Raw genomic sequence first — 23,848 nt, 5'->3', positions numbered from 1 at the left:
AGCTTGTGGCTGATTAAATAAAAGGAGCAATCAGATGGGACTATTAAGTGGATTATTGGGTAATGCCAGTGAAGTAGACAGCGATGAGCTAGACAAGCTATTAAATGATACCCTGATAGACGGGGAAAGCGTTGAGCAGGCTTATAAAGTCATTCGGGATATGTTTGTGTTTACTAACAAACGACTTATCCTGGTGGACAAGCAAGGTGTCACCGGCTCTAAAGTGGAAATGCTCAGCATTCCCTATAGCAAAATCACTAAGTTCAGTAAGGAGTCGGCTGGTCATTTTGATTTGGACGCTGAGCTGAAAATCTGGATAGGTTCTGAGCCTGAGCCACTAACCAAAGAATTCAAAGCAGGCGACAACATTAATCAGGTCTATAAAATTATTTCTCAGTATTGTCTGTGAGTTTTAAACCATAGGTTTTAGCAAAGCGTTTACTGTGCGCTTCATCACTGAAAATGAGTACTCGTGAATCGGGTACTCTTTTCAGCCAGCCTCGTTCAAGTGCATCATTCAGGATCCAGTTTCCCAGACTACCTGCCAGGTGATTGCGTCTCTCACTCCAATCCAAACATGATTTACAGATCGGCCGTTTTTTCTCTTTAAAGGTGCTAAAACAGACGCCCAGCTGCTCAAAAAATGCAGTGCCTCTGGGTGTCAGCAAAGTCTGTGCTTGTTTATCTTCTATGTAGTTCGCCGCGACCAGCGCATCATAGAGCTGAACGCCCAGTTCACCCGCAATATGGTCATAACATACGCGTGCTTGTCGAAGATAAGGGTCGTCTGGCCCACTATTGGTTTTCAGTACTGTGCTGCTACTGAGTGTGAGTAGCTGTTCAATCAAACCCGCAACAGCCTGACCTTTAAGTTGGAAGTATTTGTGTCTGCCTTGTTTTCTGACTGTAATGAGTGACCTGTCAACCAGTTTTGACAGATGGCTGCTTGCCGTCTGCGCAGTGATGTCTGCTTCAAGTGCTAACTCTGTTGCTGTCAGGGCTTTACCCGACATTAAGGCAAGGAGCATACGTGCCCTGGTAGGTTCACCAATCAAGCTGGCAATTACTGTGATGTCGGGATCGTGCATTAGATAGTTCGATATAGGCCGAAGCATGGACATTGAGTAGTCGATATAGTGCCGAAAAACGCAAGAGGAGACAATGCACTATGATCACTTGTTTTATTGAGTATCGGATTGACCCGGGTAAGCTGGACTTGTTTGAGCAATATGCCCGCAATTGGGGTGAGATCATCCCGAGATGTGGTGGTGAACTGGTTGGCTATTTTGCGCCTTATGAGGGCACTAATTTTGTTGCTTATGGCCTGATCAGCTTTACCAGCCTGGCTGAATATGAGGCGTACCGTGTGCGCCTGAAAGCGAATCAACAAGGACGGGCCAATTTTCTCTTTGCCCTAGAAGCAGGCTTTATTTTGCAGGAAAAGCGCAGTTTCTTATCCTGTATTGAACAAACTTATCTGCAAGGAGTGAATGCATTGTGATAGCCGTTATCTTTGAGGTAATGCCTCACCAGACCAAGCGACAGGCCTATCTGGATATCGCGGCAGATCTTAAGCCCAGCCTGCAAAACATCGACGGATTTATATCAATTGAGCGGTATCAAAGTCTGAACAACCCTGAACAGTTGCTCTCATTGTCATTTTGGCGGGATGAAGCGGCTGTACTGCAGTGGCGAATGCAGGAGGAGCATCGGGCGGCGCAGCAGCAGGGTAGACAGCGCATGTTTCAGCACTACCGTATTCGGGTCGCCCAAGTAGTGCGCGATTATGGCAGTCAAGACCGGGAGCAAGCGCCTTAGTTAACCTCTGTCGGGAGCACTATCACGATTTTCAATCCGCCCAGCTCACTATGCTGGGCCACAATTTTACCATGATGTGCTTCAATCAGGCTTTTACAGATGGCCAGGCCCAGACCCGAGCCGCCGGTACGCCTGCTCCGGGACTTTTCTACCCGGAACAATCGCTCGAATATTTCGCTCAGGTGTTCATCAATCACGCCCGGAGCAGTGTCTTCCAGGGTAATGTGTATTTTCTTATGCTGTTGCCAGACCTTGAGCCGCTGCTTACCAGGCTTGTCGGTGTACAAGGTGCTGTTGGCGATTAAGTTTGTGAGTACCTGCTTAATGCGATCCATGTCCCAACTCACGGTCACTGCGCCGGTTAGCTGAATACTGGCTTCCCAATCAAAGCCTTTTCCTTGCGAGAATTGAGCAAACTCCTGCTCCCAGAGTGTCATCACTTCGGTGAGGTTACACTGCACCAGATTGAGATACAGGCTCTGTGAATCGGCCATGGCCAGCTGGTGAATGTCTGAGATCAGACGGTTAATATCTGACAATTTACGATTGATCGTATTGTATGAAGCGTCGACGTCCTGGGCGATATTAAATTGTAAGGCTTCAACCTGCAGTTGCAGTGCCGTAAGCGGTGTGCGGATCTCGTGAGAGACATCTGCCAGCATTGCATTTTTCTTGTCGACCACTTCTTGCAGCAGGGCCGCGCGCTCGGCAGCCAGTTTACGTTTTTTGACTTGCCGATAACCAATCGCGAGCACCAGCATAAACACCCCAGCTGTGCCGAACCACCATGCCTTGAGTTGCCACTCCCGCTCTCTGAGTTGGGTGTCCTTCAATGCCCGGTCGAGATTGAGTGTTTCGATTTCTTGTTGTTTGCGAATAAATTCAACCCGGCTTTGCAATGCGGCCAGTGTCAGGTTGTGCTGACTGTTGCCCAGGTCATCTCTGAGTTGGGTGAATTTCAGGTGTGCGTCGAGGGCATTTTGCGGATCCTTGATAGCCTGGTAAGTGTCTGCCAGCAGTTGATAGGATTTGATTTGGCCGTCTTTGTCATTAATCAGCGTTGCTGTGGCAAGGGCTTGATGGGCCCGCTCAAGTGTTGTCTCGTGATTTTGTGAGGCCGCAGCGATGTGTGCCTGAGTCAGCTGAGAAGCAACTAAATAGCCGGTCAGGTTATAACTATTGGCAATCTCCAGCGATTGCTCCACATACTCTGTTGCCAGTGCTGTTTGCTCCGATTTGAGTGCTATCCGGGCTTGCAGGTTGTAACTGCGAGTCAGGCCACTTTTTGAGTCTATCTGTGTATAGAGCTTTTGTGACTTGGTTGCGAAGTATTCTGCTTCTTTCAGGTCGCCGGTCTCGAGTGCCATAAACCCGCTGCGCATAGCACTGTTGCCTATATCCATCAGGTTACCCGATTTTTCATCGAGTTCATGCGCCATCTTAAAATGCTTCAGCGCGGCCGGGTAGTTTTCCATGCGCTGATACACCACGCCAGATTCATAAATGGAGTCGGCGATACCTTTGTCAAAACTCAGCTCACGGCTGAGCTCAAAAGAGCGGGTGAAGGTTTCCAGCGCACTCTCATGATCCCCCAGTGCGGTCTGAATAATCCCCAGGTTAACCAGCGCTCTGGCGTAGACTTCAGTTTCTCCCAGAATACTGAGTACATTGATGGACTTCTGAGCTACTTTCAGTGCTTCGATGTACTTGTCCTGGCGCCGTAGTACCGCAGAAATGCGCTCATATGATTGGGCAATCATTTCGTTATCATTGGCATCAATCGCGGTGTCGAGCGCATTGTTATAATAGGCTTGGGCCTGATCAAATCGGCTTTGGTTGTCCGCAATAAATCCCAATAACAAAAAGGAATAGGCGTGGTGGTAGGGATTGCCTTGCGCGATGGCGAAGTGCTGTAGTTGTTCACTACGCTGTTGCGCTTTATCGTAGTCGCCCTGACTGATCAGGGTGTGAGCCAGCGCCATTAACGTTTCGTAATACTCCTCCGGATACGACTTCAGTGCCGGCTCATCCGCGAGTTGGGCCAGCGACCTGATCGCAGACTGAGGTGAGCCGCTTCTGAGGTTTTGCGCGTCGTCCAGTTGGCGTTTTGCCTCTGTAATGGAAAACGCCTGAGCCACAGAGGAGCACAATAGCAACGCCAGCAAGGTGTAGCGAATTAAGCCTCGGTATCCTAGCCTGAACAGGCTCTGTAAGCGCATCATTAACATCGAACTTCCGATCGTACTACCCGTATTTCTCGCGCCATTTGGATCTGGCAAGGGCCACTATGAATGATTGAATAATAACCCGTTTGTGTCGGAATGCCAATTACACTGCCTTTCAGAGTGGCAGAGCCAGGGCTAGCGCTGCGCCAGCCGCGCCACCAGTTCTCTGGCTGGTACGTAACCCGGGACCGCTTCACCATTGGGTAGCAGGATAGTCGGTGTCGACTGAAACCCAAACTGTTGCGCCAGTGAAACCTGGGTATCCAGCGAGTGTTCACACTCTGTGTTTTCTAGAGGCGCTGGTGTACTGCGCATTGCGGCATCCATAGCCTGATTAGGTCGCTCAGCGCAGAGCGTTGCTGCCGTTTTTTGGTAGGCAGGGCTGCCTGCTCGGCCTCTGGGTATCATCACATAATGGACCGTAACGCCCTGTTGATTAAGCGCAGGTAGTTCCTTGTGAAATTTACGGCAGTAGGGGCAGTCGATGTCGGTGAACACTGTGATGCGGTATTTTTCATCCTGTGCCGGGTAGGTTAATAATTGCTCATAAGGCACATCAGCCATTTTTTGTTGATTGGCAATTTGTTGTATTTTGGCGATGTGATCAACCCGATTGCGCACATCAATAACACGACCACTGAACAGGTAATTGCCATCTTTTGACAACAGCAGGTGTTCATTGCCGAGTGTCAGGCGAAAGAAGTCATCTGAGTAAGGGTGCAGTTCAAAATCGATGTTTGTCCCAACCAGTGCGCGTAATTTATTTTTTGCTTTTTCTTTTGGGGAGCCTGCTTTGGCTGTCGTGGGGGGGGTTGGCTCTGCGGCCAAAGGAGAGGCACTCAGTAATGCTGTGCCAAGCAGAAACGTTGAAAGAGAAGTAGACAAGGTCATAGTAAATATCCAGCTGACAAAAAAGATGCCCCGGTTATAACTAAGCTGGCTGGTAATGGCTTTTAAATTCGCCTTAAAATGACCTATAAACTTCTATCAAAGCAATTAAATCAATTGGTTAAGCAAGCCTCTCTCGACCTATGTGAACACCGCTGGACGGTGTGCACAGTCGCTTCGAAGTTGGCCCAGGCTGGGTGAGCTGTTTGCACAGTTCGGACTGCTGCGAGTCGATGTTTTGCGCTGTGTGTGTAGGCGCAGAGCCGTGAGTGAGTTGTGCTGTTGCACTGTGCAGTGTTGCAGACTGTAACGATTCCGGTTGCGCGACGATCAAATCGGCGATGCGCTGTCGCATGACCACTGCGCTGCAAATTGCTTGCTGATCGATGGCCTGCTGTCCCTGAATGGCAAAGTTTAGCGCCTCGGAGAAGCGCGCCTGACTGACAGAGAGCCGGCTGAGCAGATCTGACGCTTGTGAAAAGTAATAGCTATTAACCGCCGTGTGCTGAACTACCTGACTGGCATAGTGCTGTGCCTGCGCTGTTTCATTCATTTGTAATAAGGTTTCGGCCAGCAGCAATTGGGCCTCAATTGACTCTGGATTTTCTTGTAAACTGAAAGTCAGCCATTGCTGCGCCTGCGGGTACTTCTGGTGCTCAAAAGCCACGATGGCTTTGTGGTATGCCGACAAGGCTGGCAGTAGCGTCGGTGTGCTGGTGGACGCAGGCTGACTGTTTAGATAAGCGCCGCTGGCGACGCTAACAGACAGGAGCAAGGAGGCCGCCAGGGCAACCCGGTTACGCGAGGGCGGCAAAACCACTTTGGTTTTTACCTGCCAGCTGTAACCCTGATTAGGGTAGGTGCGGATCAGGTCTTGTTCGGGGGCCAGCTTTCTGAGTTCACTGATCAGCTGAAACAGGCGATGCTCCTGCACATGAGGATGACCCCATACGGCTTCGATTATCTCCTGTTTGGAGACCACTGTATTGGCATGTTGCAGCAAATAACTCAGTACTTTGGCTGCTTTGGGGCGCAGCTCCAGAGGTTGTTTTCCTTGTTTTAGTGTATGAGTCTGGCAATCAAAACGATAAGATAAAAAGCGGTACTCGGCCATGTCAGTCCTTCGCATAAATCCACGATACAGGACCTAACCTTATCATATAGGTGATAAAAAACGAGCCACAGAGGCAGGATTTGTTTTCCCGGTCAATTACGGTATAACTGAGTCATCTTGATTGCCATACTGAGCGCCCTATATGTTGCGTTTTATCATCCAACTGTTTCCACTCTGGGCGATTTTGCTCAGTGCTTTTGCATTTTATACACCTGAGCCCTTTGTCGCTTTAAAGGCCTCCATCATTCCTTTACTCGCATTTATTATGTTGACGATGGGGTTAACTCTGACACCGGCGGACTTTCGTCATGTACTGAATCAACCTAAGGCGGTACTGATAGGCCTGGTGTTGCAGTTTAGCGTGATGCCATTGGTCGCTTTACTGATTGCTTTGTTGTTTCAGTTTGATGCAGATCTGACTTTAGGCATGGTATTGGTCGGCTGTGTCGCAGGTGGCACGGCTAGCAACGTGATGTGTTTTTTGGCCAAAGGTGATGTAGCCTTGTCTATTTCCATGACGGCCATGAGTACCCTTGCAGGGGTGGTGCTGACGCCACTGCTGGTTGAGTTGCTGGCAGGTCAGGTAGTTGATATTCCATTGGCAGGCATGATGCTGAATTTACTAAAGATTGTGTTGTTCCCTGTGCTAACAGGTGTACTTCTGAATTATTTTTTCAGTGCCTCTATTCAACGGCTTGTTCCGCTTTTACCATTATTTTCAGTGGCCGCAATCGTGCTGATCATCGCGATTGTCGTGGCATTAAATGCGGCAACCTTACCAACCATTGGGCCAATTGTTGCGTTGGCGGTGGTGCTACATAATACGACTGGCTTGTCGCTAGGGTATCTGGTGGCGAAGCGGCTGGGTCTGCCTGAAACGAGTTGCCGTACGATTGCTCTGGAAGTGGGGTTGCAAAATTCCGGACTGGCGGTTGCACTGGCGATGAAGTTTTTTGCCCCCGCCAGTGCATTGGCCGGTACCTTGTTTTCAATTTGGCACAATGTCAGCGGCTCTGTGCTGGCGACCTGGTGGCGCAGACGTAGTCGCAGCCTGTCTTCTCAGTCAGTGGAGCAGAGCGCTGAGGTGTCAGATGCCTAGATAGAAATCATGATCAGGCCAAGGGCACAGAGTATGGTCAGGCCAATAAACAGGTTGGCAATGTTGCTGGTATCACCCACCGGCTCGATGCGGACCTCTGGTTCTGGCATCTCTTTGTGGGTCATATTGTAAAAGTCGGGATGGCCCACCTGTTGCTCCAGCTCTTGATCTTCCGCCCAGTCAAAGTGCAGGTTCAGAAATACCAACACTTCTATGTCCAGAGGAGTGACTTCTGCGCGTTCTGACTTTTGATAGTTCAGCACGCTGTGGAATATCCGGTGCGAGGCGGCCCGACGACTTTGTAAATCGACACAGACTGGGTGCTCAATAAGCAACTGCCAGGCCCCTTGTTGATTACGGCGATATGAATTGTCCAGCAGCTGTGCTAATTCAGTGTCAAACTCCTGCAGCTCCGAATTAAGCTGAGGCGGCGTGCCGGGTTGTGCCTGGGGTGTTTCAAAGTGCATCGCCGGGGTTGTGTCCGGCAAAACCTCTGGCTTGACGGCTTCAGGTTCAGCGAGTTCTGACGGCTGTTCGTCTGCTGAGCTTAACTTTACACGTTGCTGGGGCTGTGCCTCCAAATGTGCCAGTGCTGCGTCATAGGCGGCACGCAGTTGCTGAAACCCTTCTGGATCTTCATCGGGTTTACACAACTTGAGCTTACTTGTATAAGCACGTTTTATGGCTTTTTTGTCTGCACTGGGGTCGATGCCCAGTACTTCCCAGGGATTTTCTGTCACTTTATTCACCTAACTCTTTTAAAAACTGAGTGATTTCCTCATAAGCCCGATCAATACGCTGGTTATCCTGAGAGCCTAAAGCGGCTTCCCAGAATGTGATCAACTCAGCAATTTGTTCTCGGTACTGGGCACGGCTTTGCTCATAGATACGTTCCAGTTTAGCCATCAGTAAGCGGTTGCGCTGCTGGTCTCTTGGGTGGACTTTGAGTTTTTGCATTTTGTCCTTCAGCTGGGCTTTTTCTTTGTCCGACAACACAGAGGAAGATTGTTCAAAGGTCTGGCTGATGGTTTGCTGAGTGTGTTCTACGGTAATGTCCACTTCCAGCAGGCCACTAACATCATAAGTAAAGCGTACCCGGACTAATTTGTCTTCGATGTTATCTGCCTTTGGCAATGGTACGTCAATTTCGCCGAGTTTGATGTTGTTTTTGACATATCGGCTTTCCCCCTGATAAACCGTTATTAACAGTTGTTCCTGGGATTTATGGATAGGGAAGAAAGTATTTTCTTTACTGCATGGCAGTACCGTATTGCGCTCAATAATGGGGGTAAAGTAGTTGCCCACCTTGCCATCATTATCGTGTTCATTGTGGGTACCAGTGCCCAGACTAAAGGCGGATACATCCGTCAATACTACATCATCGAGTGCTTCATTTTTATCAACCAGGCCGGCCTGTATGCCAGCACCGAGTGCCACCACCAGATCCGGGTCAAGCTGAGTCGTGGGGAAGCATTTTAGTGCTTTGATCAGGCATTGTTTGTAAATATTCATACGTGATGCGCCGCCCACCATGACTATATGATCTATGTCTGAGGGAGATAGTCCGGCATCGTTAAACGCCCGTTCAATAGGGGTCAGTAAGCGATTGAGCAGTGGCTGGCAGATTTCGCGCATCTTCTCTTCGGTTAATTCATAGCGCAAGGTCTGGTTGCTGAGTTCTATGTCAAACTGGGCGTGTTTTTCGCTGCTTAAACCGCATTTGCACTCGTCGATAAGCCGGGTCAGGTTTTGTTGTTGGTGCTCATTTAGCTGTTCTGGCTCCAACTGATGCTGACGCAAAAAATCCGAGATCAGTAAACCGGTAAAGTCTTCGCCGCCCAGATGGTTGTCACCGGCCGATGCTTTGACTTCCATGACACGATCGAAGTACTCAAGAATGGTGACATCAAAGGTACCGCCACCTAAATCCAGGATCAGATAATGGGTGTCATCTTCTTGCGATTGCAGACCATATGCCAGTGCCGCGGCTGTGGGCTCGTTGATCAGTCTCAGCACTTCCAGCCCGGCCAGTTCTGCGGCCAGTTTAGTGGCTTTACGTTGATAGTCATTGAAATAAGCAGGTACACTGATCACTGCCTGTGTAACAGGTTGTGATAATTGGGCTTCGGCATCGGCTTTTAGCGATTTAAGCACCAGTGATGATAGCTCAGCGGCGGTATAATGCTGCTTTCCAAGTGTCACAGTGCGCTGTGTGCCCATATAGCGTTTGAATAATGCCGTGGTTTTTAATGGGTGTGAGATCAGCCGCTCTTTGGCCGCTTTCCCTACCAATACCTCGCCGCTATTGTCCACCCCGACTACTGATGGGGTCAGGTAGTCACCCAGAGAGTTTGGAATTAATACACTTTTTTCACCATCCCAATAACTGACTGCACTATTGGTTGTGCCTAAGTCGATACCTACCGTGATCATAACTACTTCCTGAATTCGTAAAGCCAGCGCCTAGTGTATGTGCTTTGGGTAAGGTAGTAAATCACTGCTATAGTTTTTGCGGCTGTTTTCTTTATGGACGTTAATTGGTGAAAAAGTATTCTGTAGTTTATACGTCTAGCTAATACACCTGGTTTGTTTGCTGGTGTGTACAAAGCCATTTGCCTGCTTTTTTCACGGATAAAAGCGGCGCACGTTTTTAGTGTCAGTATTAGAGGTATTTAAGTTATGTTCCCACAAGCCCCCAGTGCCGTTGTGATGATCCGGCCACACTGTTTTTTGCCCAATGAAGAAACCCGGGCCGATAACAGCTTTCAATCTCAGGCTCAGCAGTTTGATGGTGATATCAGCCAGATGGCTTACGAGCAGGTATCTCGGGTCGCTGAACAGCTCGAACAAGCGGGTGTGCGGGTGCACTTGTTTGAAGATTTGGGCACTGATACGCCTGATTCAGTGTTCCCCAACAACTGGTTTTCAACTCATGCGGGCGGGCAAATTGCCATTTATCCCATGTATGCTAAAAACCGCCGCCGGGAGCGACGAACAGACATTATAGAGCTATTGAAACGTGAGTACCGGGTGCAGGATGTGATTGATTATTCTGGCCTGGAATATGACGACTTGTTTTTGGAAGGCACCGGTGCGATGGTGCTGGATCATATTGAGCGTGTTGCCTACACCGCGCGCTCAAAACGCACCGATTCGCATGTGCTGGAACGCTTTTGCAGTCACTTTAACTTTGAGCCTATGGTGTTCGATGCACTCAGTGAAGAGGGAGTGCCTGTCTATCATACCAATGTACTGTTGTGCGTGGGGAGTGACTACGCGTTGGGCGGCTTTGAGATGATAGTCGAACCAGGACGGCGTGCAGAAATTAAACAAAGGTTGCAGCTTGCCGGTAAAAAGCTGATAGAGTTGAGTGAGGCTCAGATCAATGCGTTTTGTGGTAATGCACTGGAGTTAAACGGAGACAGCGGGCGCATACTGGCGCTGTCACAAACCGCGTATGATGCGCTGACAGCCGAGCAAATCGCTGTGCTTGGATCATGCGTGACGTTATTACCGCTGGAGGTGTCTGCCATTGAACTGGCCGGAGGCTCGGTACGTTGTATGCTGGCCGGTGTGCATTTATCCCGGCGTTAAAATAAATAACAACAAAACAATAACAACAGGCAGGTGAGTATGATGGCATTTATCGTTGACCCAATTAATAATCTTCTGTGGGGGCAGGGCCAGATACTCATTTATCTGTTACTGATTGCCGGATGTTGGTTTACCTGGCGGCTGAAGTGGGTGCAGTTTCGCCACTTTGGTCATATGTTCAGTGTGATGAAGGGCAGCATGAGTGGTGACAGCTCAGGGATCAGTTCCTTTGCAGCCTTGTGTACAGGCCTGTCTGCCCGGGTCGGCACAGGTAATCTGGCCGGGGTAGCGATGGCAATCTCTCTGGGCGGCAGTGGGGCAGTATTCTGGATGTGGGTCATTGCCTTGCTTGGCATGGCGACTGGATTTGCGGAGAGTGTGCTGGGCCAGCTTTATAAAGTCCGCGATGAACATCGGGAGTTTCGTGGTGGTCCTGCCTATTATATTCGGGCCGGGCTTGGCAAACCTAAGCTGGCAGTGGTGTTTGCCCTGTGTTTATTCCTGGGTTATGGCTTTAGTTTTAGCGCCATGCAAGCCAATACCATTGCCGAAGCACTCCATAATACATTCACCATTAACCCCTTATACACAGGGCTGGTGATTGCAATTCTTGCCGGCGCGATTGTCTACGGTGGCCTGCGTAGCATTGCCCGTTTTGCTGAGTTGATTGTGCCCTTTATGGGTCTCGCGTTTGTTGCAACGGCCTTACTCATATTGCTCATCAATATTGCTCAGGTGCCTGCCATGTTGCTGGATATCTTCCAGTCAGCGTTTGGTTTAACTGAAGCGGGGGCGGGCGCTTTGGGCGCTGCGATTAAAAATGGCATTCAACGAGGGTTGTATTCTAACGAAGCAGGGGCTGGCAGTGTGCCTCATGCCGCAGCTGGTGCAACGCCTGTGCCTAATCATCCGGTTGCGCAAGGCTATGTACAAATGTTGGGTGTCTTTATTGATACCCTGGTGTTATGTAGCTGTACAGCCGTGGTGGTGTTACTGTCTGGTTTACCCGTCAGCGGAGAAATGGCTGGTATCAGTCTGACTCAAAACGCAATGCAGGCACACTTTGGTGAAGCCGGCGATTATCTGATTGCTGCCGCCATTACTTTATTTGCTTTTACCTCTGTCGTGGCTAACTACGCCTATGCGGAGAGCAATTTACACTTGTTCAAGCTGGATAACAAAGCCGGGCGGTTGGGCTACACCGCCGTGTATTTAGCGATGGTGTTGTGGGGCGCCAGCGCCACTTTACAGCAAGTCTGGAGCCTTGCTGACATGGCATTGGGTTTGATGACACTGGTGAACATCTACGCGATTGTGCAGCTCACCCCAACCATCATGAATTTGACGAAAGATTACCAGAGCCAGAAAAAATCGGCTGAAAAAATCCACTTCGACCCCACGAAAGTCAACTATCAAGGCACTCTCCACGAAGATGTTTGGGTTCAGCAAGACCGAAGCAAAGCTTCGCAGCTTGCTGAACGCTCACCCATGGACGGGTGAGCCGGAAGCCCTTCACATGGAGGTGTGCCCACTCGTGCCAGAGATTAAGTATCTCTTTTTTTTGCGAATTGTGGTGCAAAGTCAAGCTTTAGCTTGGTCTTTGCGCAAGGTGAAATGAGCCATTTTGACTACTGCTGAGTAAGTTTAGCCGGAAGCCCTTCACATGGAGGTGTGCCCACTCGTGCCAGAGATTAAGTATCTCTTTTTTGCGAGTTGTGGTGCAAAGTCAAGCTTTAGCTTGGTCTTTGCGCAAGGTGAAATGAGTCATTTTAGAGATCCATGCGCTGGTCACTTTGGTAATATGAAATTGATTGATGGTGAGTACTTACGTTGATTGGCCGTTGTGCAAAAGAGCAAGAATCTTAATCCAGGCCATTGCAAAAAAAGCAGGCTTAATTAAACCGCGGTGCTCTGTAGTGCGTATTGCTCAGCGATATAACAAGAGAAAATATCGTGGGAAAAACAATGCAATTAAGTAGCCATGACCTATCCCGAGTCATCGAGATGGCCTGGGAGGATAGAACACCGTTCGAAGCTATCGAAGACCAGTTTGGGTTGAGTGAATCAGCCGTTATCCGGCTGATGCGCCATAATCTAAAGCCATCCAGTTTTAGGCTATGGCGTCAACGAGTCAGTGCCAGGGTGACTAAACATAGCAAGCTACGCCCGGCTTCTGTGTCTCGGGGGTATTGCCCCACACAATATAAACATCGATGAGTGTATGGTTGTTAAACTATCGACTTCACGCCGTCTGATCCGGCCTGCGTTGAGACTTTGTCTTACGCCAGAAAATCCATGCAATGAGTGAGGCTGGTAACAAGGTTGATAATACCAACAACCAATCAGGCATCTCTGGAGTGGGTTTTTCTTGTTGGCTAAATTGTGCATCGAAACTCAGGTTGAGAGGGGTGTTTGTTCGATAAATGTGTTTCTCACCATGTCGAGTACCGAATTCGACGCGCTTGATAGAAATGTCGGTATTGGTCGCGTTTGTCGGGGCTGAGAAGTAAAGCCGCGCCAATCGCCCGTCTCCTGACGCGCTTTCAGCTGGGGCCACCTGGCTGACGATATATTGTACTTCTCTAGATTTAGGGGTTGCCTGGTTGCGCAAAGTATACAAGCGCTTTGTATCCAGGAAGTTGCCATGCTCAAGTTGTGCCCCTGCGATTTTTGGGTTCTGGTCAATGAGCGTTAGTGTCTGTGGATCATAGCTGACCGATAGCTGCACGCCATATACCTCTGGTAGGTCTTTGACCATCACATCGACATAGAACTCGCTGGTTGTCTTGATTTGTGTGTTAGAGGTTTCAAGAAATACCTTGCCTTCAGTTGCCATGGTGGCAACACTCAGCAGCAATGAGGTGCTTAACATCAAACTCTTTATCATTTTTTTGTCCCAATAAGCATCAAAGACCATAGCATTGCTATGGCCTTTTGAATTAAGAGTATTACCAGCTTTGCGGCCCTTGTTTGCCAAAGTTGGCACCCATTAAGGTTAAGTCCTGGATATTGATTTCATTGTCTCCATTGAAATCTGCATCAGAAACGTAGCCGTTGTTGTCTGACTTTTTAGTACGATAAGCACCCAGTAGCTGCGTCAAGTCAGCAATATCAATGAGGTTATCACCGTTGCTGTCTCCGCCGACGAGTTCAATCTGTCCAAAGTCGATGTCTTCTTGACCCGCTGAGAAGTTGAGTTGCTTCTCGGCACTCAGGTATCCGGGTGCCTCAAGTGACAGTGTTACGTTGCCCAGTGGTGCGCGCACCGAGAAACTACCATCTGGATTAATAGTGACGAGCTGACCATTGATGCGAAGCACAATATTGCTGTAGTCACCTGTGACGCCAAGGTTTGCAACGTTTCCAGTTAGGGTCACTGATTCTTTGATGATCAAAGAGTAAGTGGTTTCATTGTTCAGTAAATAGTTAGACTCTTGGTCAGTCATTTTAGCGTTGACAACCAGGTCAATCACACCGGCTTGCTCTGCAAGTAACTGGATAGAGGCAAACTGGCCTTCACCTGTTTTCGCTGTAGCGGGGGCCATTAAAGCCAATGCTCCATCCCAAAGCTTGTCACTGATCCCCATGGGCACCGACAGGCGTTCATCAGACGGTAAAAACTCGCCATATTCACCGCCGGTGATGCGGGCCATATCGAACATCGCACTGACACGGACTGACGCATCAATACCATAGATATCGCTGCCTGATACAGTGAGTGGCAGGGTAATTGTATCCCCCTCAAGGACTGTGGTTTGCGGTAATTCGAGTGTCAGTGCAGTTGCAGGCCCACCATTTAGTGTCATGTGCTGGCCGAATACGTCCATGCTAGTAAATACATTTTCATCTGACCAGTGGATAATATAGTCATTATCAGATAGTGCGGTTACCTGATTTTGTACACCAGCATAGTGCAAACTCGATATTGTCACTTTGTCACCGGTTGCGGTGTCATTGGCGTTATACGCTCGGGTATATAGATAAGAGGGGCTGGCAATATCGTCTTCTCCCTGCCAGGACAGCACATAGCGGCCATCGCTCAGAGCAGCTACTGAAGGGATGGTGAACAGGTTAACTGTCGATTGATCTACCATAGTTTGTTGTCCAGCTGGCGTACCATCAGCATTCATACGTTTGACCATAATGTCTGTGCTGTCAGCTGTTAAGCTTACCCAGGTCACGACAACGCTACCATCTGGCAGCGTATCGATTGCTGCGGTTTGCTGCTGGCCGTCGCTATTGTCATTGACCAGGGTTTCATCAGTGAGTGGTGTGCCATCAGCAGCGAATGTACGAATAAACACACCGTGGTCATCACCTATTCCTCGACCATGCCAGGAGGCCATAAATTTGCCATCGCTTAATGCGGTTAGCGACACAAGTTTTTGCTCATATTCAACGGTATTGGAGACAATAAATGCGTCACTGGCAGGTGTCCCATTGGCAAGAAAGCGTTGTGCATAGATGTCGCTATTGGCTGCGATCGGATTGGCATGGGCCCAGGCCACAACAAATTCGCCGTTGCTAAGTGTGGTTACTGTCGGACTGCCAAGTAAGTCCATCTGGACAGATTTAATCACTAATTCGTCGATTCTTGGGGTGCCGTCCGCATCAAAGGTGCGGATAACCAAATCAGTTGAATTGTCTTTATAACGCGCCCATGCTGTAGCATAGCCGCCGTCATTGAGTGGGCTGATAGCAGCAGAGTTGTGGCGATGCGATGGTGAGTAGCTCAAATAAGTCTCTGTGCCAGCCAGTGTGCCATCTGCATTAAAGCGTTGAGCGAACACCGGATCCTGTCCAAACATTGGGTCTTTGCCGGTCCAAATCGTGACATAACTGCCGTCTTTCAGTACGGCGGTCTCATTGAAGCGTTGTGTTTGGTCCTTCCAATTATTGACAACAAATGGGTCACCAACTTGTACAGGTGCTTGCGCGTTACTGAGTAACGGCAGGCCAAGCAAGCCAAGCATGACAGCATTGCGGGCAAACTTTTTGATTGATGATGGCGGGTGAGTTGTATTTGAGCGGGTATTTAAAAGTGTCATAGTACTATTTCCTTACATTATAGTTTGGTCTCTTTTTAGAGCCTAGTTTGTATGCACGCTGCTAGGATAAATGATCATAATTATAATGAAAAGAAAGGATTACAATTTTAGCGAGGTAAAAGTTAGTGATGGATATATTCATTAAATAGCGTGTGTTAAATGTTCTGAATGCGTAAGCTAACTAGGTATTTAGTATTAACTTAACAAATGCTCTGAATATCGATGAGTTTCTGGTGTTGCTAACGTGTCAGCGTAACGGCAGAATGACTTCGTCCAGGCGACACGAACTGAAAAGCTTGATGGATTAGCCTCGCTTTGGGTATATGTCTAAAAGTAGCGTGCCTCTATACCTAAAGCGGGCTGCGAGATTAAATCAAGGTGAAACTCGATACCAGGTCATCTTAAGTTGTTGGCTGAGCTTTAGTCTCTAAGCGGCTTCTGCGAAACAGGGTTGACGTCAATGCTAGCAGTAAAAAGCATGCAGCTAATCCCAGTCCCCAGGCTTTGAGCGCAATGCCGGGTTTGGCCTGGATTTGGTAGTTGGTATCAAAACTCAGGTTCAAAGCTGCATGAGGTGTGTACGTGTATTTTTCTCCACTTCGCGTACCAAACTCAGCAACCTGAATGGATAGCTCGGTATCCGTGGCGTCCGCGGGTCCACTAAAATACAGCCGGGCAAGGCGCCCACTACCCGCAGCGCTTTTTGTTGGTGCAACCTGGCTAACGATATACTGTATTGTTCCTTGTTGTGTATTCGCTTGATTTCGCAATACATACAGACCGTTAGCGTTAAGAAAATTACCGTGCTCTAGCTGAGCCCCCTTGGTTTTTGTGTCCTGATCTACCAAGGTGATGGATTTGGCGTCGTAGTTCAGGGTTAATTGCACGCCGTAGACATCAGGCAGATCTGCCACCATCACATCGACATAAAATTCGCTGCCGATTTTAATTTGTGGGTTAGCGGTCTGTAGATAAATACGCCCTGGCTCTGCAAGCGCACTGATGCTCATTAGCAACGTGGCAATATACATTATATATTTCATGCTTTTACTCCCTATAAATAAGTAAATGAGGCTGCAACGCAGCAGCCTCTTAGGTAGTGTTACCAGCTTTGTGGTCCTTGTTTGCCAAAGTTGGCACCCAGCAGGGTTAAATCCTGCAGGTTAATTGCGCCGTCGCGATTAAAGTCAGCCGCCATCACATAGCCATTGTGTTGGCCATCCACTGAGCGATAGGCACCCAATAACTGGGTCAGGTCAGCAATGTCGATGACGTTATCGCCATTGCTGTCACCACCAGCTAATGGGATCTGGCCGAAGTCAATGTCAGCCTGACCCGCTGTCAGCGTGATCTGTTTCTCGGCCGTAAGGTGGCCCGGTGCACTCAGAGACATCGTGACCTCGCCCAGGCCGACGCACACGGAGAAACTGCCATCCGGGTTAATGGTGACGCGCTGTCCGTTGATATAGAGGGTGACGTAAATAAAGTCACCAGCAATGCCTAAGTCGGCAACATTGCCAGTTAAAGTCACAGACTCTTCGATGGACAATGTATAGTCGGTATTGCTCTGGTTCAGGTAGTTGCCTTGCTGGTCGGTCATTTGCGCTTGCAAGGTGAGGTTCACCGTACCGGCTTGCTCGGCAATCAGAGTGACAGTGGCAAAGTCACCTTCGCCGGATTTGGCGGTGGCCGGGGCCATCAGCGCCAGTGCACCATCCCACTGATTGTCGCTGATACCCATGGGCACGGATAGACGCTCATCGGAGGGTAAAAACTCGCCATAATCCCCGCCAGAAATGCGGGCTTTGGTGGTGTCACTGACATTGATGATGGTATCTAAACCGTAGATATTAGCACCCTTTACCTTGATTGGCAGGTGCACGGTATCGCCTTCTAATATTGTGCCAGTCGGCATACCCAGCTCCAGTGATTGTGCTACTGAGCCGGCATATTGATATTGCTGAGTGAAGATATCAAAGTTACTCGTCTCTGCAGATGCCTGTGTCCAACCTATTAAAACCTTCTCAGCATTGAGAGATTCAACAAAGGAAGCGCTGGTGGCCGTACTGCTGCTGGCAAAGACTTGAAATTCCTCACCTTTTTGCTCGTTTTGAGCATTGAACATCTGAGCATAAATTACACCGTTGCTGTTTGGGGTGTCGCTAAACCAGCTTATGAGGTAGTTTCCATTCTCAAGTCCCGTAACAGAGGGGGCCGTTTGTACCGCTGATGGATTAATAGAGGACGGTTTTTTAACTATCGGGCTGGTATTTACAACAAATGCCTCTGTTATAGTTTCAGCACTGGGGTTGTATCTTTTTGCGTATATGTGGCCGTCTTCTTGCAATTCTTGCCAACTGATGAGAACGTCACTATTGCTCAAAGTTTCAGTGCTATAGTTGATAGAAGAAAGTCCTTCAGCGAAGGTGAGCATTGCGCCATCGGTTTCTCCGGACTGATTGTAGCGTTGACCGTGAATGTTGTAGCGGTTTCCGCTGCTGCTTAACCAGGTAACAATAAAGCCTGTATCAAGCTCGGTAATTTTTACTTTGCTCGTCCTCGTATAGTTCGGAAGTGGTACCCTGATAAAGCTTCCCTGGCTGCGGTTGTCTGCGTCGTAGAGCTTCACATAGACATCTGAATCTGAACCAAGGATCAAAGCAACGACCATGCCACCATTCGTCAGTGCCGCCAACTCGGACTTGGTCTTGTAGAGCGTTTTATCTGATACAACTTCGAATTCTGAGCTGACTGGCTGACTTTGTGCGTTAAATCGTTTTACCAGGGATTTTAAACGGGTATAGCCCTGAAGATCGTCATAACTATGTTGCCATGAGATGGCATATCCCCCGTCTTCCAAACTAACTATACCCGGGAGTTCATTGGCGGAGGCAAGAGAGTTCACAATAAAGCGCTCACCTTTGGGTGTACCATCCATATGGTAGTGTCTTGCAAATATTCTGCTGTACTCACCGTTGGAAGTAGAGCCTACCCAGGTCACAATATAACTGTCATCTTTTAGCTGCGTCGCAGCAGCTCCTTTTGAGTAACTACTGCTGGTTGAGTTGAGTTGCATGGGGTCACTGGCTTGAGTGGGAGTTTGGGCTAAAGCTGTTAATGGCAGGCAGAGTGCAGCGACTAGCAGCATTGAGGGAGACTTGGTAAGAGGCAGGCTGACCTGCTGTTTAATACGTTTAGCGAGCGAGGTTAAATGAGTGTGCATTTTTTTGTCCTTAATTATTTGAAATTGTTGAGGATCCTTCAACACTTTGTTTGCGCGGGCTTATCTTAGAGGCACGATGACAAAAAGGGTATAGGGTATTTACCTTATTAAGGTACCTAAATTGGCAGAATAGATCAGAAGCAAATGCCTTCTTTCAGCGCGAAGCGTACTAACTGGGCTGCTTTATTGAACCCAAGCTTTTTCATAACCCGGGTACGATGTGCATCCACCGTTTTAGCCGAAATACACAGGGCTTCGCCAATCTCTTTATTGGTCTGTCCTTGAGCAATGTGGCGGATTATTTCTTTTTCTCTGAATGTGATCTCAAAATCAGATTTGTTGGTGCGGTAATGATGAAGCTGTTTTTTATTGGCGGGGCTGATGTAACCCTTACCAAGATATACGGCCTGCATGGCATCAACCAAAGTGGCAAAGGTATCGTTTTTGAGCAAGTAACCCGATGCCCCTGCCTCAAGGGCATGATCGATGACTTTGATATCTTTATGCTCGGTAAGGAAGATCACCCGTGTTTTCAGTTCATGTGCCTGTATGCGGTGACAGATACTCAGCCCGCTTATGTCGCCTATGGTGATATCCAAAATGGCAATATCAGGTTCATGTAAGCGGATCAGAGCCCATGCCTGTTCGCCTGAACCGGTATCGGCAATGATGGTGCCAATTTGCGCTTTTTGAAAAAGAGCAAGCAATCCCTGCCTGACAATATGGTGATCGTCGGCAACAATGATTTTCATACACATCCATGTTTTAACTTTATGATAGATAAGGGAATCAAAAGTTTTTTAGGCCAATTGTAACACACCGAGCAATGTTCCCTTTTACTTTTCCATGTGTTTATATACAGTGTTTGTGGATGATATAAGGAAAAACAATGAAATATACGGGAAGCTGCCACTGTAAAGTAGTGCAATTTGAGTTTGAAAGCGAACAGATCACAGAGGCACTACAATGCAATTGCTCTGTGTGCATTAGAAAAAACGCCATTATGTCAAAGCAAAGCTTCACATCAGACGTGTTTTTACTGTTATCAGGTAAAGCACAGCTAAGTACTTACCATTGGGGAGATTGTGATGTGAATCATTACTTCTGCAAGGTGTGTGGGATTTACCCGTTTCATGACACAACTTACGAGCCGGGCACTTATCGAGTGAACTTAGGTTGTGTAGATGGACTGGAGCCACGCTTGCTTTCGATTATTGAATTTGATGGCAAAAATCAGTTGTAATAAAAAGCCGCCCGATGGCGGCTTTTTAAATATGGGGGTTTGTAAACGTTTAGAAATCCATCTGCAGTGTTAATGACACCTGACGAGATTTACCAAGGTACATCTGGCCGTAGCTGGTGAACGGGTTACCCTGATTATCGGCATCTTTAAAGTAGGTGCTGATATAGTCTTTATCGAACAGGTTTCTCACATCCAGGCGCACGGTGTAGTTATCCCAGTTGTAGCCCAGCTGCGTATTCACAATCGTATGTTGATCATTGACAGGATCTGAATTAATCGCATACTTTTCTGCGGTCAGGGATGCGGCAGGATCCAGGTATGCGGTACTTGAATCAGTGTACTTGGCGTTGACATTCACATAGAAGCCATTATCAAAGGTGTAATTAGTCGCCAGATTCGCCGTGAGTTCAGGCGCATCTTCAAACGCACGCCCGGTCAGGTGGCCAAAATCCGTAAATTCAGATTTTGCCAGTCCCACACCTGCAGTCACAGACCAGTTGTTACTTGGGTAGTAGAAGACTTCGGTCTCAAACCCTTTCACTTCTGATTCTGCGGCATTGATGGTTTCTGTGTCATACGGTGATGAAGAGTAACGCTTGATGACCTGCTGATCTTGCCATTTCAGTAAGAAGGCATTGGCATTGACTACCAGTTTGCCATCCAGCCACACAGAGCGCAAAGACAGCTCATAGTTGTTGGTGTATTCAGGGTCGTAGCTGAAAATATTTGAGCGTGCGACGTTAAATCCTACCCCACCAGAGCGATAGCCTTTTTGGTAGATGAAGCTGGTCGACATATCCTGGTTAAAGTGATAGGTGGCACCTAGTTTTGGCAACCACGCGCTGAAGTCTTCTTTGGTTGCAGGCTCTACACCAGAAGCGGCTTCTGCAAAGCCGTGCAGGTAGGCATTGATGCCACTAATAACTGGTGCAATTTGTGCTGGAACCTGAGCTGGATCTGGCATTGGGTTATTGATCTTGTAAGCATTATTGGCACTATTAGTTTGCTCTTCAGTGTCATAGCGCAGCCCGGCTAGTAGGTCAATTTGCTCTGTAACAGACCAGGTCAGGTCGCCATAAATCGCGGCTGTTTTGATTTTCTGAGTCAGGCCATAATTGAGTTCAAGATTAATTGGGTCAATATCTGGGTAGAATGGGGCAACCGCTGCCGCTGTTTGTGCTGCCATTTCGGCAGGCAGGCCTTGTTGCATTAGCAGGCCTGTTACTGCGGTAACCAGATCGGGTGCTCTGACCGCTTGCTCCAGGGTCATCAGACGCTGACCTTGTGCTTTATCATCCACGTCGACTTGTGACGCATAAAGACCAAATGCAGCCTGAATTGCATCCGATTCATAGGTTACTCTGAATTCCTGGCTGAAGGTTTCATCGATACGGTGGTCATAGTTATCTTTTACAAGCTGGGTAGGCTGCATATCGCCATCCCAGTTGTAGCGATAGTCAGACTCGTTATAGGTTGTGACTGAGTGTAGCGACGTTGTGTCGTTGAGATCCCAGCTTACCTCCAGGTTATAAATGTCGGTTTTAGTTTCTTCCCAAATTGGTGAGTTGAAATCAACCTGACGGTCAAAAGGTGTGCCACCGAAGTCATACAGGGCGAACTGAGCACCAAAGCGGTTGTCATTGTTGGTATACGTGAACAACACATCAACATCGTCGTTTGGCTCAAATAGTAGTTTGGCACGTAATGTTTCGCTGTTTTCAAAATTTGCCGTGTCACCCCGGGTGATGTTGTCTATGTCACCATCGGTTTGCTTGTCTTCGTAGCTTACTCTGAACGCCAGCATGTCTTCTACCAGACCCATGCCCCCGGCAAAGGCATACTCTTGCTGGCCATGTTGACCCACCGTTGCTTTTAGCTTTGCACTTGGTTCATAAGTTGGGTCTTGTGAGCGCATCATGATAGCACCCGCCAGCGCGTTGCGTCCTTGTAGGGTTGATTGTGGACCACGGAATACTTCAACCTGTGCCAGATCCCATACAGACAAACCGCCGCTTTTTACCATGCGAAACGGCAGTGGTGCACCATCCAGGTACATACTGGTCAAAAAGCTGTTACCCCCACCGGACACTGAGAATGAATCGACGCCACGGATACTGAAACCCTGGTTAAAGTCACCGGCGACATTTGGCATCATTGCAAATACATCATTGATATTCTGCAAGTTATTCTTTTCCATATCTTTGCTGGTAACAACCGCAACACTGCTTGGGGTTTCCTGCAAAGTACGGTCAATCTTCTGACCTTGTACTACGATAACATCCAGTTCTTTTGCTTCGTCTGCAATGGCTGAAGTTGATGCCGTGGCGGCAGAGATCAGCGCCAATCCGACAGATTTAGCCAAAATATTCAGTTTCATACGTCACGCTTCCAGAGAGTAAGAGAGTTATAAATAATTTTTCCCGGGAATAATACTGGATTATTCTAAAAATACAAATGATATCCAATATCATTTGCGTATGTGGACCCAAATGGGCTTTTTCTTTCTCTGGCTGATATGTAATCGATTGACGCGATGTCCCGATAAGATATAGGCTCAGTAAACACCCACGATAAGGAGCTTGTATGTTTCCTCTTGATGTTTTCCTGACCTACACCCTGGCATGCCTGCTATTAGTGATCTCACCGGGACCAGACAATTTATTGGCGATAGCGCGCGGTTTGAGTCAGGGGCGGCTGGCGGCCATTGTGTCCGGGCTATCGTCAGGTGCCGGGATCTTGTTTCATGTTCAGGCTGCAACCTTTGGCCTGACTTTGCTGATCCAAACCTCGGAGATAGCCTTTTATGCGGTCAAGCTGGTTGGCGCGGCTTACCTTATTTGGCTGGGTGTGAAGGTGCTCCGGACCCGCCAGTTGTTTTCGCTGCACGATGCGCCGGCTCAGCCATTACTACGAATTTTCTCAATGGGTTTTTTATCTGCCGCACTAAACCCTAAGCCGGGGATTTTTGTGCTGGCGTTTGTGCCGCAGTTTGTGAACCCTGAATTGGGCTCAGTAACAACTCAGATGCTCGGCTACGGTGTCTGGTTCGCCTTGCTGACAGCGGCTGGGTTTGCACTGATGGGGATTTTTTCATCGCATTTATCGGTGTGGTTACAACAGAAACCTCGTTTTGTGTTGGGCCTGAACGTGGGAGCCGGTGCGACATTTATCGCCTCTGGTCTGGCTGTAGCCTTGATGAAACAAAAGCAGCCAGCTGGTGTTTAGAGTGTGTCCCTACTAATACCTGTATTTGTTCGGGTATGTGGAGTTCAACCATTCAGGCGCTGCTGATCCATTGCTCGGACTAATTAACAGTAATTTACAAAATCGGTCGCGCCAGGCATTACCGAATCTGAGAGGGGCAGCAAGAAGCTGCTAAGATAGACTTGGCCCAACATAATGCGCACTTTCCCTATAAAAGTTACTTTTCTAGTTAAATCATGCCTATAAATACCATTTTGTTGTATAGAACTAACCTTTAGGTTTCTTGCCTCGGGCTTTTATCGCGTTTTATTTGAGCGCCAACGCACACTTATTGCACCAATTAAGGAAGTAACATACGGTTAATAAGTTTCTCAAAGTGTTATGTTGTAACA

At 48.2% G+C, this 23,848-nt stretch carries 21 protein-coding genes; 9 read left to right on the top strand and 12 right to left on the bottom strand.

Annotated elements, in window-relative coordinates:
* Positions 1–34: 34 nt before the first annotated feature.
* Positions 35–409, top strand: a complete 375-nt coding sequence (locus CWC22_RS15420; RefSeq protein ID WP_125562847.1) for a PH domain-containing protein — start codon at positions 35–37, stop codon at positions 407–409.
* Here CWC22_RS15420 and CWC22_RS15415 read toward each other — a convergent pair.
* Complete coding sequence (locus CWC22_RS15415; protein WP_138538588.1) at positions 387–1,088, bottom strand: ArsR/SmtB family transcription factor; 702 nt, start codon at positions 1,086–1,088, stop codon at positions 387–389. The two genes, CWC22_RS15420 and CWC22_RS15415, sit on opposite strands and share 23 nt — an antisense overlap.
* Before the next feature lie 80 nt (positions 1,089–1,168).
* Here CWC22_RS15415 and CWC22_RS15410 point away from each other — a divergent pair, with 80 nt between their 5' ends.
* The gene (locus CWC22_RS15410; protein WP_138538589.1) at positions 1,169–1,501 is read left to right on the top strand and encodes an NIPSNAP family protein; all 333 of its coding nucleotides are present in this window, start codon (positions 1,169–1,171) and stop codon (positions 1,499–1,501) included.
* Complete coding sequence (locus tag CWC22_RS15405; RefSeq protein WP_138538590.1) at positions 1,498–1,818, top strand: antibiotic biosynthesis monooxygenase family protein; 321 nt, start codon at positions 1,498–1,500, stop codon at positions 1,816–1,818. Before CWC22_RS15410 ends, CWC22_RS15405 begins: the two co-directional genes overlap by 4 nt.
* Here CWC22_RS15405 and CWC22_RS15400 read toward each other — a convergent pair.
* From CWC22_RS15400 to CWC22_RS15390, 3 genes are all read right to left on the bottom strand, one after another.
* The gene (locus tag CWC22_RS15400; RefSeq protein WP_195879829.1) at positions 1,815–4,040 is read right to left on the bottom strand and encodes a tetratricopeptide repeat protein; all 2,226 of its coding nucleotides are present in this window, start codon (positions 4,038–4,040) and stop codon (positions 1,815–1,817) included. The genes CWC22_RS15405 and CWC22_RS15400 overlap by 4 nt on opposite strands.
* A gap of 138 nt (positions 4,041–4,178) precedes the next feature.
* Positions 4,179–4,934 carry a DsbC family protein gene (locus CWC22_RS15395; protein WP_138538592.1) on the bottom strand — a complete coding sequence of 252 codons (756 nt, stop codon included), beginning with the start codon at positions 4,932–4,934 and terminating at the stop codon, positions 4,179–4,181.
* 118 nt (positions 4,935–5,052) lie between these two features.
* Complete coding sequence (locus CWC22_RS15390; protein ID WP_171045080.1) at positions 5,053–6,045, bottom strand: winged helix-turn-helix domain-containing protein; 993 nt, start codon at positions 6,043–6,045, stop codon at positions 5,053–5,055.
* A 142-nt stretch (positions 6,046–6,187) separates the two neighbouring features.
* Between CWC22_RS15390 and CWC22_RS15385 the strand changes: the two genes are divergently transcribed.
* On the top strand, positions 6,188–7,144 hold the full coding sequence (locus CWC22_RS15385) for a bile acid:sodium symporter family protein (protein WP_138538594.1): 957 nt from the start codon (positions 6,188–6,190) through the stop codon (positions 7,142–7,144).
* Here CWC22_RS15385 and CWC22_RS15380 read toward each other — a convergent pair.
* Positions 7,141–7,893: a J domain-containing protein gene (locus tag CWC22_RS15380; protein ID WP_138538595.1), complete on the bottom strand. Its 753-nt coding sequence runs from the start codon at positions 7,891–7,893 to the stop codon at positions 7,141–7,143. The two genes, CWC22_RS15385 and CWC22_RS15380, sit on opposite strands and share 4 nt — an antisense overlap.
* Positions 7,886–9,577, bottom strand: a complete 1,692-nt coding sequence (locus CWC22_RS15375; protein ID WP_138538596.1) for a molecular chaperone HscC — start codon at positions 9,575–9,577, stop codon at positions 7,886–7,888. Before CWC22_RS15375 ends, CWC22_RS15380 begins: the two co-directional genes overlap by 8 nt.
* A gap of 246 nt (positions 9,578–9,823) precedes the next feature.
* Here CWC22_RS15375 and ctlX point away from each other — a divergent pair, with 246 nt between their 5' ends.
* The 3 genes from ctlX to CWC22_RS15360 all read left to right on the top strand — a co-directional run bounded on the left by ctlX (position 9,824) and on the right by CWC22_RS15360 (position 12,955).
* On the top strand, positions 9,824–10,738 hold the full coding sequence (gene ctlX / locus CWC22_RS15370; RefSeq protein WP_125562826.1) for a citrulline utilization hydrolase CtlX: 915 nt from the start codon (positions 9,824–9,826) through the stop codon (positions 10,736–10,738).
* Positions 10,739–10,777: 39 nt separating this feature from the next.
* On the top strand, positions 10,778–12,238 hold the full coding sequence (locus CWC22_RS15365) for an alanine/glycine:cation symporter family protein (RefSeq protein WP_230090581.1): 1,461 nt from the start codon (positions 10,778–10,780) through the stop codon (positions 12,236–12,238).
* A gap of 465 nt (positions 12,239–12,703) precedes the next feature.
* Positions 12,704–12,955, top strand: a complete 252-nt coding sequence (locus tag CWC22_RS15360; protein ID WP_138538598.1) for a TIGR03643 family protein — start codon at positions 12,704–12,706, stop codon at positions 12,953–12,955.
* Positions 12,956–12,980: 25 nt separating this feature from the next.
* Here CWC22_RS15360 and CWC22_RS15355 read toward each other — a convergent pair whose 3' ends face one another.
* The 5 genes from CWC22_RS15355 to CWC22_RS15335 all read right to left on the bottom strand — a co-directional run bounded on the left by CWC22_RS15355 (position 12,981) and on the right by CWC22_RS15335 (position 19,761).
* On the bottom strand, positions 12,981–13,625 hold the full coding sequence (locus CWC22_RS15355; protein WP_171045081.1) for a cohesin domain-containing protein: 645 nt from the start codon (positions 13,623–13,625) through the stop codon (positions 12,981–12,983).
* A gap of 61 nt (positions 13,626–13,686) precedes the next feature.
* Positions 13,687–15,786 carry a hypothetical protein gene (locus tag CWC22_RS15350; protein ID WP_138538600.1) on the bottom strand — a complete coding sequence of 700 codons (2,100 nt, stop codon included), beginning with the start codon at positions 15,784–15,786 and terminating at the stop codon, positions 13,687–13,689.
* A 401-nt stretch (positions 15,787–16,187) separates the two neighbouring features.
* Entirely contained in the window at positions 16,188–16,829 is a 642-nt protein-coding gene (locus CWC22_RS15345; protein WP_138538601.1) for a cohesin domain-containing protein, read from the bottom strand.
* Positions 16,830–16,888: 59 nt separating this feature from the next.
* A complete protein-coding gene (locus tag CWC22_RS15340) occupies positions 16,889–19,009 on the bottom strand; it encodes a dockerin type I domain-containing protein (protein ID WP_138538602.1) in 2,121 nt (706 codons plus the stop codon).
* Between the two features lie 134 nt (positions 19,010–19,143).
* Positions 19,144–19,761, bottom strand: a complete 618-nt coding sequence (locus CWC22_RS15335) for a response regulator (RefSeq protein WP_171045082.1) — start codon at positions 19,759–19,761, stop codon at positions 19,144–19,146.
* Positions 19,762–19,898: 137 nt separating this feature from the next.
* On the opposite strand from CWC22_RS15335, the gene CWC22_RS15330 reads away from it, so the two are divergent.
* Complete coding sequence (locus tag CWC22_RS15330; RefSeq protein ID WP_138538604.1) at positions 19,899–20,252, top strand: GFA family protein; 354 nt, start codon at positions 19,899–19,901, stop codon at positions 20,250–20,252.
* A gap of 49 nt (positions 20,253–20,301) precedes the next feature.
* On the opposite strand, the gene CWC22_RS15325 is transcribed toward CWC22_RS15330, so the two are convergent.
* Positions 20,302–22,629 carry a TonB-dependent receptor gene (locus CWC22_RS15325; protein WP_138538605.1) on the bottom strand — a complete coding sequence of 776 codons (2,328 nt, stop codon included), beginning with the start codon at positions 22,627–22,629 and terminating at the stop codon, positions 20,302–20,304.
* A gap of 206 nt (positions 22,630–22,835) precedes the next feature.
* On the opposite strand from CWC22_RS15325, the gene CWC22_RS15320 reads away from it, so the two are divergent.
* Positions 22,836–23,477: a LysE family translocator gene (locus CWC22_RS15320; protein WP_138538606.1), complete on the top strand. Its 642-nt coding sequence runs from the start codon at positions 22,836–22,838 to the stop codon at positions 23,475–23,477.
* Positions 23,478–23,848: the final 371 nt, after the last annotated feature.

The sequence above is a fragment of the Pseudoalteromonas rubra genome, from assembly GCF_005886805.2.
Taxonomy (GTDB): Bacteria; Pseudomonadota; Gammaproteobacteria; order Enterobacterales; family Alteromonadaceae; genus Pseudoalteromonas; species Pseudoalteromonas rubra_D.
The sequence above is the reverse complement of the archived record's forward strand: the minus strand, read 5'-3'. Positions and strand labels throughout refer to the sequence as shown.

Coding starts and splice junctions, on each gene's coding strand:
- CWC22_RS15420 (WP_125562847.1), top strand. CDS start 35: ATGGGACTATTAAGTGGATTATTGGGTAATGCCAGTGAAGTAGACAGC.
- CWC22_RS15415 (WP_138538588.1), bottom strand. CDS start 1,088: ATGCACGATCCCGACATCACAGTAATTGCCAGCTTGATTGGTGAACCT.
- CWC22_RS15410 (WP_138538589.1), top strand. CDS start 1,169: ATGATCACTTGTTTTATTGAGTATCGGATTGACCCGGGTAAGCTGGAC.
- CWC22_RS15400 (WP_195879829.1), bottom strand. CDS start 4,040: ATGATGCGCTTACAGAGCCTGTTCAGGCTAGGATACCGAGGCTTAATT.
- CWC22_RS15395 (WP_138538592.1), bottom strand. CDS start 4,934: ATGACCTTGTCTACTTCTCTTTCAACGTTTCTGCTTGGCACAGCATTA.
- CWC22_RS15390 (WP_171045080.1), bottom strand. CDS start 6,045: ATGGCCGAGTACCGCTTTTTATCTTATCGTTTTGATTGCCAGACTCAT.
- CWC22_RS15385 (WP_138538594.1), top strand. CDS start 6,188: ATGTTGCGTTTTATCATCCAACTGTTTCCACTCTGGGCGATTTTGCTC.
- CWC22_RS15375 (WP_138538596.1), bottom strand. CDS start 9,577: ATGATCACGGTAGGTATCGACTTAGGCACAACCAATAGTGCAGTCAGT.
- ctlX (WP_125562826.1), top strand. CDS start 9,824: ATGTTCCCACAAGCCCCCAGTGCCGTTGTGATGATCCGGCCACACTGT.
- CWC22_RS15365 (WP_230090581.1), top strand. CDS start 10,778: ATGATGGCATTTATCGTTGACCCAATTAATAATCTTCTGTGGGGGCAG.
- CWC22_RS15360 (WP_138538598.1), top strand. CDS start 12,704: ATGCAATTAAGTAGCCATGACCTATCCCGAGTCATCGAGATGGCCTGG.
- CWC22_RS15355 (WP_171045081.1), bottom strand. CDS start 13,625: ATGATAAAGAGTTTGATGTTAAGCACCTCATTGCTGCTGAGTGTTGCC.
- CWC22_RS15350 (WP_138538600.1), bottom strand. CDS start 15,786: ATGACACTTTTAAATACCCGCTCAAATACAACTCACCCGCCATCATCA.
- CWC22_RS15345 (WP_138538601.1), bottom strand. CDS start 16,829: ATGAAATATATAATGTATATTGCCACGTTGCTAATGAGCATCAGTGCG.
- CWC22_RS15340 (WP_138538602.1), bottom strand. CDS start 19,009: ATGCACACTCATTTAACCTCGCTCGCTAAACGTATTAAACAGCAGGTC.
- CWC22_RS15335 (WP_171045082.1), bottom strand. CDS start 19,761: ATGAAAATCATTGTTGCCGACGATCACCATATTGTCAGGCAGGGATTG.
- CWC22_RS15330 (WP_138538604.1), top strand. CDS start 19,899: ATGAAATATACGGGAAGCTGCCACTGTAAAGTAGTGCAATTTGAGTTT.
- CWC22_RS15325 (WP_138538605.1), bottom strand. CDS start 22,629: ATGAAACTGAATATTTTGGCTAAATCTGTCGGATTGGCGCTGATCTCT.
- CWC22_RS15320 (WP_138538606.1), top strand. CDS start 22,836: ATGTTTCCTCTTGATGTTTTCCTGACCTACACCCTGGCATGCCTGCTA.